11 protein-coding genes are annotated in these 11648 nt (G+C 57.2%); all 11 read left to right on the forward strand.

Annotated features, from left to right (window positions below; translation table 11 throughout):
* A partial coding sequence (lon, locus tag BG52_RS00850) for an endopeptidase La (RefSeq protein ID WP_081793453.1) occupies window positions 1-1533 on the forward strand: 1533 nt, incomplete at its 5' end.
* Between the two features lie 22 nt (window positions 1534-1555).
* Window positions 1556-2176 (forward strand): ribosome biogenesis GTP-binding protein YihA/YsxC, encoded by a 621-nt coding sequence (gene yihA / locus BG52_RS00855; RefSeq protein WP_051587599.1) that lies wholly within the window; start codon window positions 1556-1558, stop codon window positions 2174-2176.
* A gap of 199 nt (window positions 2177-2375) precedes the next feature.
* Window positions 2376-2969, forward strand: a complete 594-nt coding sequence (locus BG52_RS00860; RefSeq protein ID WP_051587600.1) for a hypothetical protein — start codon at window positions 2376-2378, stop codon at window positions 2967-2969.
* A 314-nt stretch (window positions 2970-3283) separates the two neighbouring features.
* Entirely contained in the window at window positions 3284-3682 is a 399-nt protein-coding gene (gene speD / locus BG52_RS00865) for an adenosylmethionine decarboxylase (protein WP_036585724.1), read from the forward strand.
* A gap of 228 nt (window positions 3683-3910) precedes the next feature.
* Window positions 3911-5311 carry a glutamyl-tRNA reductase gene (hemA, locus tag BG52_RS00870; RefSeq protein ID WP_051587601.1) on the forward strand — a complete coding sequence of 467 codons (1401 nt, stop codon included), beginning with the start codon at window positions 3911-3913 and terminating at the stop codon, window positions 5309-5311.
* Window positions 5312-5331: 20 nt separating this feature from the next.
* On the forward strand, window positions 5332-6153 hold the full coding sequence (locus BG52_RS00875) for a cytochrome C assembly family protein (protein ID WP_036585725.1): 822 nt from the start codon (window positions 5332-5334) through the stop codon (window positions 6151-6153).
* Window positions 6154-6178: 25 nt separating this feature from the next.
* Window positions 6179-6832 (forward strand): precorrin-2 dehydrogenase/sirohydrochlorin ferrochelatase family protein, encoded by a 654-nt coding sequence (locus tag BG52_RS00880; protein WP_036585726.1) that lies wholly within the window; start codon window positions 6179-6181, stop codon window positions 6830-6832.
* Window positions 6829-7773 (forward strand): hydroxymethylbilane synthase, encoded by a 945-nt coding sequence (hemC, locus tag BG52_RS00885; RefSeq protein ID WP_036585727.1) that lies wholly within the window; start codon window positions 6829-6831, stop codon window positions 7771-7773. The genes BG52_RS00880 and hemC overlap by 4 nt, the downstream gene beginning before the upstream one ends.
* Before the next feature lie 4 nt (window positions 7774-7777).
* Window positions 7778-9325: a uroporphyrinogen-III C-methyltransferase gene (gene cobA / locus BG52_RS00890; RefSeq protein WP_036585728.1), complete on the forward strand. Its 1548-nt coding sequence runs from the start codon at window positions 7778-7780 to the stop codon at window positions 9323-9325.
* A 339-nt stretch (window positions 9326-9664) separates the two neighbouring features.
* Window positions 9665-10657 carry a porphobilinogen synthase gene (gene hemB / locus BG52_RS00895; protein ID WP_036585729.1) on the forward strand — a complete coding sequence of 331 codons (993 nt, stop codon included), beginning with the start codon at window positions 9665-9667 and terminating at the stop codon, window positions 10655-10657.
* A gap of 161 nt (window positions 10658-10818) precedes the next feature.
* Window positions 10819-11648: glutamate-1-semialdehyde 2,1-aminomutase (locus BG52_RS00900; RefSeq protein ID WP_036666612.1), on the forward strand; the 830-nt coding region annotated here is incomplete at its 3' end.

The raw sequence follows: 11648 nt of genomic DNA on the forward strand, positions 1-11648 counted from the left end.
GCCGCCTCTTCGGCGGAAGCCGGCGTGATCCGGAACTACATCGACTGGCTGCTTGCCCTTCCGTGGAACAAGCATACCGAGGATATGCTGGATATCGCCAACGCCGAGGCGATTCTGGATGAGGACCATTACGGGCTCGAGAAGCCGAAGGAACGCGTGCTGGAATATCTGGCCGTACAGCAGCTGGTGAAAAAGCTGAAGGGACCGATTCTGTGCCTTGTCGGACCTCCAGGGGTCGGTAAAACCTCGTTGGCGAGGTCGATCTCCAAATCGGTGGGGCGTGAATTCGTAAGGATCTCGCTCGGCGGCGTGCGGGATGAAGCCGAGATTCGCGGCCACAGAAGGACTTATGTCGGCGCTATGCCGGGAAGAATTATTCAGGGAATGAAGACCGCGGGAACCGCCAATCCGGTGTTCCTGCTCGATGAAATCGACAAGATGGCAATGGATTTTCGCGGAGATCCGGCTTCGGCGCTGCTGGAGGTGCTCGATCCGGAGCAAAACAATACATTCAGCGACCACTTCATCGAAGTGCCTTTCGATCTGTCGAACGTGATGTTCATTACGACCGCCAACGCCATCCATAACATTCCGCGACCGCTGCTGGACCGCATGGAAGTGATCTATATTCCGGGTTATACCGAGCTGGAGAAGCTGCAGATCGCCCAAACCTATTTGCTGCCGAAGCAGAAGCGCGACCACGGCCTTGAGGAAGACCAGCTGATTGTGGAGCAGGCCGCCGTCCTTCAGGTGATTCGCGAGTATACGCGGGAATCGGGCGTCCGCAATCTCGAGCAGCAGATGGCGGCGTTATGCCGCAAGGCCGCCAAGGAGATCGTCGGCGATCCGGAACGGTCGGCAATCACGATCGATTCCGACAGAGTGAAGGAGTGGCTCGGGCCGGGCAAATTCCGTTACGGGCTGGCCGAGCAGGAGGATCAGATCGGGGCCGTCACCGGCCTGGCATGGACCGAGGTTGGGGGCGATACGCTCGTCATCGAGGTCACGGTTATGCCGGGCAGCGGCAAGCTGACGCTGACAGGCAAACTCGGGGATGTCATGAAGGAATCCGCCCAGGCAGCATTCAGCTACACGCGGGCCAAAGCGCGGGAGCTCGGCATCGCGCTCGATTTTCACGAGAAGAATGACATCCATATCCACATCCCTGAAGGCGCGATTCCGAAGGATGGCCCTTCCGCCGGTATTACGATGGCGACGGCGCTGATCTCCGCGCTGACCGGCCGTCTCGTTTCCAAGGAAGTGGCGATGACCGGGGAAATCACGCTGCGCGGCCGGGTGCTGCCGATCGGCGGCCTTAAGGAAAAGTCGCTTGCCGCACACCGCGCGGGGATCAAGAGGGTGCTGCTGCCGAAGGACAACGAACGCGATTTGCGCGATATCCCGGAAAGCGTCCGGAACGATCTCGACTTCATTCCCGTTTCCCATATGGATGAAGTGCTCAAATATGCGCTTGCAGCCGGCGATCAGGCGGCCGTGCAGGTACAGGACGATTTGCATGCCGATTTCCATTAGCTCAGAAAGCGGGACGTGAAACATGAATCATAGTCAAACAAACGATGAGCAGGGTTACAAAATAACCGCCGCCGAATTCGTGATCAGCGCCGTGCGGCCGGAACAGCTGCCCGAGGACGCCTTGCCGGAAATTGCTCTGGCAGGGCGTTCCAATGTGGGAAAGTCATCGCTCATCAACAAGATGATCCAACGCAAAGCGCTGGCAAGAACGAGCTCGCAGCCGGGCAAGACGCAGCAATTGAATTACTACCGAATTAACGAGCAATTATATTTCGTCGATTTTCCAGGGTACGGTTATGCCAAAGTGTCCAAGGTGCAGCGCGAGAAGTGGGGACAAATCATCGAAGCCTATATCCGCGACAGGAAACAGCTGAAGCTGCTGCTGCTGATCATCGATATCAGGCATCCGCCCACGAAGGACGACTGCCTGATGTACGAGTGGCTTAAGCACCACGGAATACCAGTGTGCATCGTCGCCACGAAGTCGGACAAAATCCCGCGGGGCAAGTGGGACAAGCACGTGAAAATGGTGAAGGAAACGCTGCAGGCCGAATCTACCGATCCGGTTGTTTTGTTTTCTTCGGAAACGGGTAACGGGAGAGAGGATTTGTGGGACGTCATCCGGCGGGTATCGGCCAAATAAGGCAGAAACTCGCTTAACTTGCGCTCCAAAACGGAGGATTTATGGAAAAAGCATGCGTTCCTCCTTGATATCCCCGCAATTTCTCTGAAATATGCGGGAATATAACGACTGGCGGGCAGGAAGTTGTCGTGCAAATCGCGTATAATGGTATCAGGCAGAAAGTCATCAAGGTGTAAGATATAAGAATTGAGGGATTTCTATGGCTCAACGGTTAGCCACAGAGTATGTAAAAGCTTGTCTGCAGTTAACGGCTCAAGAGATGGCAAAGTTTGTCCGTTTTATGGGAGACCAGAACGTCCGCATGCAAGTGCGGGTGCTCGAGAACGGCAATCATGAGTTGGCTCTCGTCGACGAGACAGGTAAGGAAGAAATCCGCCTGATCTTTGAACGGCATGACGATTTGTTCGTATGTGTACTTTCCTGCCGCCTGGTACATCCCAAACTCACGAACGCGATGCGCAAGGCGGTATCCCAATTCCGCGGCGACGCGGTCGTCAACCGCATTTACCCGAACTACACGATGGTCTATCATTATAAGAAGGGTGCAGTCCACCGAATCGTCGAGCTTTCCGGCGGCGAATCGCGAACGGTATTCGAGCTGAAGGACACGCTCGGGATGCTCGAGAGGACGTTCAACAACCGGCAGGTTGAATTCGAGATCGAACGGATTCAATGTGCGGTCAATGAACTGCTCGACCTCCGGAACCAGTCGAAGCATGCGGCGGAAATCCGGAACATCGATGAGAGGCTGAAGCAGTGCACCCGGCAATTATTTGTTTTCGAGGCGCACTGACGATTAGCCACATAGCATCCGCCGGGAATTCCCCGGCGGATTTTTGTGCGCAGGAAAAGGACGCGCGTCCGGAACATCAGCCAAGCCGAAGTTCATAAAATGAGGATTCTCCAATGTCTGCACGAATACGAAAAAAAGTATTGCATTTCTCGTCGATAGATGTTATTTTTATTCTCGTTGAAAACAATATAGGAACCAGGATTCACTCAGGACATGTAATGTTGCGAGAGATTATTCCCTCGGGTAGTGAATGACGTAGGTCCTAGCGGATGAAATTTTTAAACATTTTATTCCTAGGAAGGGGGAACCGAAAGATGGAATACTCAACTTTCGGAAGACATGTAGCTGTTGACACTTGGGGTGTGGATTTTGATTTGCTGAACAACGCTGAGTTTTTGCAGGCTCAGATGGTGGAAGCTGCAGAAGCGTGCGGCGCCACAGTTCTCTCGGTGCAATCCAAGCAGTTTGAGCCTCAAGGGGCAACGGTTCTCGTATTGCTGTCAGAAAGTCATCTCTCCATTCATACGTATCCTGAGAAAGGTTTTGCCGCACTGGATTGCTACACTTGCGGCGAGACAGTAGATCCGCAAGTCGCCATCGAGCATATGCTTTCCGTATTGAAGCCGAAGACGACGCATGCGAAGAAGCTTGTACGCGGTATGGGTGAATTGCAAGTGGTCGAACCTGAATTGAAACACGCACAGCTGGTGTAATGCTGCCGGCATAACCCGTAACCATGGCGGACTGCCATGGTTACTTTTTTTCGCCTATTCGGCTTATGGGATTTATAGCGCTTGTGGTATATTCGGCAGCGTTCGCGTTCAGAATAAAAAGGAAATCGGTTTTCATATAATTTTCAAAAATGTGTCCAAACACACCTTCGATCTATGGTATAATCTTTTATAATTATTATAATCTGCAGCGGAAAGGCGGTGACGCATGTGCATATAATAGCGGTCGGACTTAACTATCGGACAGCTCCTGTCGAAGTGCGCGAACGGTTTACGTTCTCGGAGCAGGAGTTGCCGGAGGCCATCAGACAGCTCAAACAAACCAAGAGCATTCTAGAAGGCGTCATCGTCGCCACCTGTAACCGGACGGAGCTGTACGCGGTAACGGATCGGCATCATTTGTGCGGGCATTATATCAGAAGCTTCATGGAGCAATGGTTTGGGCTTCCCCGTGATTCGTTCACCGATCACCTCTATATGTACGAGGATGACAAAGCGATCGAGCATCTTTTCCGGGTGACGAGCGGCCTTGACTCCATGGTGATCGGCGAGACGCAAATATTGGGTCAGGTGCGGGATGCGTTCCTCCTCGCGCAGGAGCAGAAAGCGACAGGCACGCTTTTCAACATGCTGTTCAAGCAATCGGTCACCACCGCCAAGCGGGCGCATGCGGAAACGTCAATCGGCGAAGCTGCCGTATCGGTCAGCTATGCGGCTGTCGAACTCGGCAAACGGATTTTCGGCCGGTTCAACGGCAAAACGGTCATGATCGTCGGCGCAGGCAAAATGAGCGAGCTGACGGCCAAGCATTTGTATGCGAATGGGGCGGAGCGCGTGCTCGTCGTCAATCGTACATACGACCGTGCAGTCGAGCTGGCGGACAAGTTTAACGGCGTGGCCATGACATTGGAAGAAGCGCGGCATCGGCTGCATGAGGCCGACGTGGTGATCAGCTCGACGGGCTCTCAGGAGTTCGTTCTGAACAAAGAGATGGTGGAACGGGAGATGGAACGGCGCAAATCCCGTCCATTGTTTATGATCGACATCGCGGTGCCGCGGGATTTGGATCCGACGATCGCCTCGGTGCCAAATGTGTTTTTATACGACATCGATGACCTGGAAGGCATCGTCGAGAGCAATCTGGAGCAGCGGCGGAAGGAAGCGGTGAAGATTGAAGCGATGATCGCGGACGAAATCGAGCAATTCCGCCGCTGGTACCGAACGCTGGGCGTCGTTCCGCTCATCCGGTCGCTTCAGACCAAAGCGGAGGCGATCCATGAGGAAACGATGGACAGCTTGATGAAGAAGCTCCCGAACCTCGACGAACACGAGATGAAGGTGATCCGCAAGCTGACCAAAAGCATCGTCAATCAGATGATGCACGATCCAATCCTGCGCATCAAGGAGATGGCCGGCGAAAAAAGGGCTGACGAGGCGATGGACATGTTCGTGAAGCTGTTCGCGCTGGAAGAACCGCTTGCGCAGTTGAAGCGGACCGAGCAGCGTGCCGCGGAAGCCGCACAGACGATCGTTAAAGCCGGACCGGCGATCGAGCCGCCGCTTGCCATCTCGGGCAGGGCAGGCGGAGGAATCGCCGTCGTGAAGCCTTAAGCCGGTCCACGGGAGGCGCTATGTTAACCCAAAATATTTTATTCGATACGATGATTTCCATTTACGCCCTGAGCCTTCTGTTTTACTTCTCCGACTTCGTAGACGCAAGCCGGAGAGCAAAACGGGTGGGTACAGGGCTCCTTGTTTTCGTATGGGGTTTGCAAACTGCTTACCTCGTCGTCCGTGTGCTGAACCAAAGCGATTGGTCGCTGATTTCAAGGTTTGAATATTTATTTTTCTTTTCGTGGCTGCTTGTTACGATTTCGCTTGCGGCGAGCCGGTTTTTCCGCATTGAGCTGCTCGTGTTTTTCGTCAATGTGGTCGGCTTTGCCGTCCTGACGCTTAACCTTTTCGGGAGCACGAATGAGAATATTCCACTGGAGCCGTGGGAGCTTGTCAAGGAATTGCTGATCGTACATATCAGTCTCATCATGGGCGCTTATGCGGCTTTTACGTTCAGCGCCATTTTCGGCGGCATGTATTTATTTCTTCACAGGCAGTTGAAGGACAAGCATTGGTCCCGGACGATGCGCCGATTGCCGAGTCTCGAGAGCATCGACAGGTACACATTCCGCACGGCTCTGATCGGAACGCCGCTGCTAATACTTTCCCTGGCTGTCGCGGTCACGTCGTTGCTTGTCGAAGGAAAGACGGGACTGTTGCTTGATTGGAAAGTGTTTTCCTCGCTCGTGGCCGTCGTGTTCTATATCAGCTATGTGATCAAACGCACTTTGTTAGCCCAGCCGGGCTGGCGGACGGCAAGGTGGAATGTTTTGGCGTATGCCGTACTCATTCTGAATCTATTTTTGAATTCGGTTTCGCGGTTTCATTATTGGACGTAAATGTGGGTTTGGCGGGGGGTGCGCGATGAAGCGGTTGTATCCGGTCATGCTGGACATTGAGGGCATGCGATGCACAGTCGTGGGAGGCGGCCCGGTTGCGGAGCGGAAAGTCCGTGGCTTGCTGGAGGCTGGCGCGGACGTGCTGATCATCGCTCCCGCGTTGACGGATGGTCTGAGGGAGCTGGCGGAGCAAGGGTTTACCCGTACCGAGGAGCGGGAATACCGGGAAGAAGACCTGGAGAGGGCGGTGCTCGCGTTCGCCGCAACTTCGGACAGGCAGGTGAATGAGCGGGTACTGAACGATGCCCGCAGGCTCGGTATTCCGGTCAATGCGGCCGATGATGCGGCCGGAGGGTCGTTCGTGGCGCCATCGGTCGTGCGCCGCGGCGGCCTTGTTCTGGCGGTGTCCGCGTCCGGTTCGAGCCCCGCGCTTGCGGCGCAGGTGGCGGCGGAGCTCGCGGAGCGGTATGATGATACGTATACGGCCTACACGGAATGGCTGGGGGGGCTGCGGGAGCTGGTGAAGGCTGCGGTGACGGATGCCGCCGTGCGCCGCCGGCTGCTGCGAGCGGCGCTTGAGGTGCCGGAGAATGAATGGAGGAACGATACGGACGCCGAGCGGCTTGCGGCCCGCGTCGATAACCTGCTGCGAAAGCTGGATGGAGGATACCGAGTATGAACGACATAAGGCCGGAACGAACGATCGTCGTTGGCACCCGGCAGAGCGCCTTGGCGCTGACGCAAACGGGACAGGTGATCGAAGCGCTGGAACGTATCGCGGTGAAGCAAGGCTTGCCGTACCGGTTCGAGATTCGCAGAATCGTGACCAAGGGCGATCGCATTCTCGATGTGACGCTGTCCAAAGTAGGCGGAAAAGGACTGTTTGTGAAAGAAATCGAGCAGGCATTGATCGACGGCGACATCGATTTGGCGGTGCATAGTATGAAGGATGTTCCGCACGCGCTGCAGGAAGGGCTTGCGATTGGCGCGGTGCCGAAAAGGGTCGATCCGCGAGATGCCTTGATCGCAGCGGACGCCAAGTCGATTGCGGAGCTGCCGCAGGGAGCCAAGGTGGGAACGAGCAGCTTGCGGAGGGCTTGCCAGCTGAAGCGGATCCGGCCCGATTTGCGTCTGGAATCGATCCGCGGCAACATCGATTCGCGCATCCGCAAGCTGGAGACGGAGGGTTTCGATGCGATCATTCTGGCGATGGCCGGTTTGACGCGCATGGGCTGGGAGGATCGCGCGTCTGCGCCGATACCGGCCGATGACTGCGTGCCTGCGGTTGGACAAGGCGCGCTTGGCATCGAATGCCGGGAATCCGACGAGGCGGTTCGCGACTTGCTCGCCCTTTATAATGACGGAGAAACCGCGCTTGCTGTGGAAGCGGAGAGAAGCTTTCTCGGCGCGTTGAACGGCGGCTGCCAGGTGCCGATCGGCGCTTACGCGACGGTCCGGGGGAGCGAGGTGACGTTGACCGGGATGGTCGGCTCGCCCGATGGGGAGACGCTTCTGAAGGAGACAATGGCCGGCATGGACGCCGCGGCGCTTGGGCGGCGGCTGGCCAAGGCATTAAGCGCCCGCGGAGCGGACCGTATTTTGGCAGAGGCAAGGGGATAGGGCAATGGACAAGGGGAAAGTTTATTTGGTTGGCGCCGGTCCGGGCGATCCGAAGCTGATTACGGTCCGCGGGCTGGAATGCCTCGGCCGCAGCGACGTGATCGTCTATGACAGGCTGGCCAGTCCGCGCCTGTTGAGGCATGCAAAAACCGGAGCGGAACGGATATATGTAGGCAAGCTGCCCGACCGACATACGATGAAGCAGGAAGAGATCAACCAACTGCTCGTCGATCTGGCTCTGCAGGGTAAAACGGTGACCCGCCTGAAGGGCGGCGATCCGACGATTTTCGGCCGCGTGGGAGAGGAAGCCGAGCTGCTGCAGGAGAACGGCGTCGAATTCGAGATCGTGCCGGGCATCACATCGGCGATCGCCGTGCCGGCCTACGCGGGCATTCCGGTGACGCATCGGGATTTGGCTTCGTCTTTGTCGATCATCACGGGACATGAAAGTCCCGAGAAGCTGGACCGTTCCATTCATTGGGACAAGGTGACGAATGCGACCGGCACGCTGATTTTTCTGATGGGCGTTGCCAAGATCGGATACATCAGCCAGCAGCTGATCAAGCACGGCAAACCGCCGGAAACACCCGTAGCGCTTGTGCGCTGGGGTACCCGCGTCGAGCAGCGGACGCTGACCGGCACGCTCGCCGATATTGAGCGGAAGGTCATGGATGCCGAATTCCAGCCTCCGGCCGTTATCGTTGTCGGAGATGTCGTCCGCCAACGGGAGAAGCTGATGTGGTACGAGAAGAAGCCGCTGTTCGGCACACGGGTGCTGGTTACCCGAGCGCGGGCGCAAGCCAGCGAGCTTGCCGACCGGATCGAGGATTTGGGCGGCGAGCCGGTTGAATTCCCGGTTATCGAAACGCGCGAGCCGGCAGGAGGGCAAGCGGAGCGGCGCATCGGACAAGCGTTGGAGTCGGCCGAGGGCTACGAATGGCTGATGTTCACCAGCGTCAACGGCGTCGATTATTTTTTCCGTTGGCTGGCCAGGCTGTCCGTCGATATCCGCCGTTTTCACAAGGCGCGGATCTGCGCGGTCGGACCGGCCACGGCGGAGGCGCTCGCCGCGCGCGGACTGGTGGTTGACGTGCTGCCCCCCGCCTATCAGGCGGAGGGAATGCTGGACGCCGTCAAGGCTGCGGTTCGTCCGGGCGCAAGGGCGTTGCTGCCGCGCGGTAATCTCGCGCGGACGACGCTGCCCACGGAACTGAGACGGCTCGGTGTGGAGCCCGTGGAGATCGACGTGTACGAGACGGTCATGGCCGATACGGATGATTCGGACGTGCTGGAGCTGCTCCAAAGCGGGTCGGTGGACGTCGCGACGTTTACGAGCTCATCGACTGTCGTGAACCTGATCGAGCGGCTGCGCAGGCTTGGCGCAGAGGAACCGGTGTCGCTGCTGAAGGGCGTCGAAATCGCGTGCATCGGTCCGGAAACGGCCCGCACGGCGCGCGGGGCGGGTCTGGATGTGACGATTATGCCGGAGGAAGCGACGATTGATGCGCTTATTGCGGCCATAGCGGCGGGAAAAGCCAAGGACCGAATGTGAAGCGGGCCTTGCTCAGGTTGAGATTGTGGCCATCAGCCGCGGGACCTTATCCAAGACGTTGAGGTTGAGTCATATAGACGTTTGGGGCGGTATACGGACGGCTCGCTTTTAGTTAGCCGGGAATTTATCCGGTTCATAACGCCTGGGAATCATAATTGAGGAAGCTTACGGGAAAACCTCCGGCTAAATTCGGTATTGGTCTCGGCAAATGGGAAATATGCGGTGAATAACGGGAGAGTTTCCGTTTGTTCGATGGGAAGCAACTGACAATGCTGATTTATCAGAGGTTCTCCCGTTATTTCGCTTTTGAATTATTACCATAGATGGGAGAGAGACATCATGAGCTTTCCGATAGTCCGGAATCGGCGGCTGCGGCATACCGCCGCGCTGCGCAGCCTCGTACGCGAAACGGTACTGACGGCAGACGATTTTATTTATCCGATTTTCGTCACCTACGGAATGAATGTGAAAGAGGAAATATCGTCCATGCCGGGCGTGTATCATTTTTCGATGGACCGGCTGGAGGAGGAGATTCGCCGCGTGACCGCTTCCGGGGTGAAGGCGGTGCTGCTGTTCGGCGTGCCGGAGCATAAAGACGCAGAAGGGACTTCGGCGTACGATCCAAACGGAATCGTGCAGGAAGCGACCAGGGCGGTCAAAAACTGGGCGCCCGAGCTTCTCGTCATAGCCGATACCTGCCTTTGCCAATTCACCGATCACGGCCACTGCGGCGTCGTGCGCGTTCACGAATCCGGCGCGGCCAGCGTCGACAACGATGCTTCGCTGGAGCTGCTCGTGAAAACCGCCGTATCGCAGGCTGAAGCCGGCGCCGACGTTATCGCGCCTTCCAACATGATGGACGGTTTCGTATACGCCATTCGGGCCGGTCTTGATGAGGCGGGCTTCGAGCATATCCCGATTCTGTCGTACTCGGTCAAATATTCGTCGGCGTTCTATGGGCCGTTCCGGGAAGCGGCGCATTCCGCTCCGCAGTTCGGCGACCGCAAGACGTACCAGATGGATCCGGCGAACATCCGGGAAGCGATGCGCGAAGCGGAATCGGACGTTGCCGAGGGCGCCGACATGCTGATGGTAAAGCCGGGCTTGGCTTACCTTGATGTGCTGCGCGCCCTGAAGGAGAACTTCGATCTTCCGGTGGCCGTCTACAACGTCAGCGCGGAATATTCGATGGTGAAGGCCGCCGCCGCCAACGGGTGGATTGACGAGCAAGGTATCGTGTTGGAACTGCTTACCGGCATGAAGCGCGCGGGCGCGGATCTGATCATCACGTATCATGCAGTCGACGCCGCCAATTGGCTGGCGGGCAAGTGAATTTCCTTTAAAGTGAAGTCGAATATGGGCTACGGGGCGTAATCCGCTTCCGATCGCTAAGGTCGAAGCGGCCGCTTGGAGGGGAGGGCATTCGGGGGCGTCAGTTGAGTGGTTGCGTTGTCTCACCGCGCATGGACAGGAAAAAGATAGGAGTGACAAGTATGGTCGAAAACAATAGGAATCGGTCGGATACGCGTTCCAAGGAATCGTTCGAAAGGGCGAAGCGGGTCATCCCCGGGGGCGTGAACAGTCCCGTAAGGGCATTCAAATCGGTCGGCCTGACGCCGGTTTACGTCGAACGGGGCGAAGGGGCGCGGATTTATGACATCGACGGCAATTCCTATGTCGATTATGTCGGCTCTTGGGGTCCGCTGATTATGGGCCATGCCCATCCGGAGGTCGTAGAGGCGCTGAAAATGACGGCGGAGAAAGGCACGAGCTTCGGCGCTCCGACCGAAATGGAGACGCTGATGGCCGAACTGGTCGCAGATCGCGTGCCCTCCGTCGAGGTGGTGCGTATGGTCAATTCAGGCACGGAGGCGACGATGAGCGCGCTGCGCCTTGCGAGGGGCTTTACGAAACGCAACAAGATTCTCAAATTCGAGGGCTCTTATCACGGCCACGCCGACAGTCTGCTCATTAAGGCCGGTTCCGGCGTCGCTACGCTTGGACTCCCGGACAGCCCGGGCGTGCCGGAAAGCATCGCCTCCCAGACGATTACCGTACCTTACAATGACCTGGAGTCGGTCAAGCTGGCGTTCGAGCGGTTCGGCGAGGAGATCGCCTGCGTGATCGTGGAGCCGGTCGCGGGGAATATGGGCGTTGTGCCGCCGCTTCCGGGCTTTCTGCAGGGCCTGAGGGACGTAACGGCACTGTACGGCAGCCTGCTGATTTTCGATGAGGTCATGACCGGCTTCCGCGTCCATTATCATTGCGCTCAAGGCCTTTACGGCGTGACGCCGGACCTCACCTGCCTCGGCAAGGTGATCGG

The sequence above is a fragment of the Paenibacillus darwinianus genome (genome assembly GCF_000598065.1).
GTDB classification, from domain to species: Bacteria; Bacillota; Bacilli; order Paenibacillales; family Paenibacillaceae; genus Paenibacillus_I; species Paenibacillus_I darwinianus.

Excerpts from the sequence above, each read along its gene's own strand:
- yihA (WP_051587599.1), top strand. The coding sequence starts at position 1,556 with ATGAATCATAGTCAAACAAACGATGAGCAGGGTTACAAAATAACCGCC.
- BG52_RS00860 (WP_051587600.1), top strand. The coding sequence starts at position 2,376 with ATGGCTCAACGGTTAGCCACAGAGTATGTAAAAGCTTGTCTGCAGTTA.
- speD (WP_036585724.1), top strand. The coding sequence starts at position 3,284 with ATGGAATACTCAACTTTCGGAAGACATGTAGCTGTTGACACTTGGGGT.
- BG52_RS00875 (WP_036585725.1), top strand. The coding sequence starts at position 5,332 with ATGTTAACCCAAAATATTTTATTCGATACGATGATTTCCATTTACGCC.
- BG52_RS00880 (WP_036585726.1), top strand. The coding sequence starts at position 6,179 with ATGAAGCGGTTGTATCCGGTCATGCTGGACATTGAGGGCATGCGATGC.
- hemC (WP_036585727.1), top strand. The coding sequence starts at position 6,829 with ATGAACGACATAAGGCCGGAACGAACGATCGTCGTTGGCACCCGGCAG.
- cobA (WP_036585728.1), top strand. The coding sequence starts at position 7,778 with ATGGACAAGGGGAAAGTTTATTTGGTTGGCGCCGGTCCGGGCGATCCG.
- hemB (WP_036585729.1), top strand. The coding sequence starts at position 9,665 with ATGAGCTTTCCGATAGTCCGGAATCGGCGGCTGCGGCATACCGCCGCG.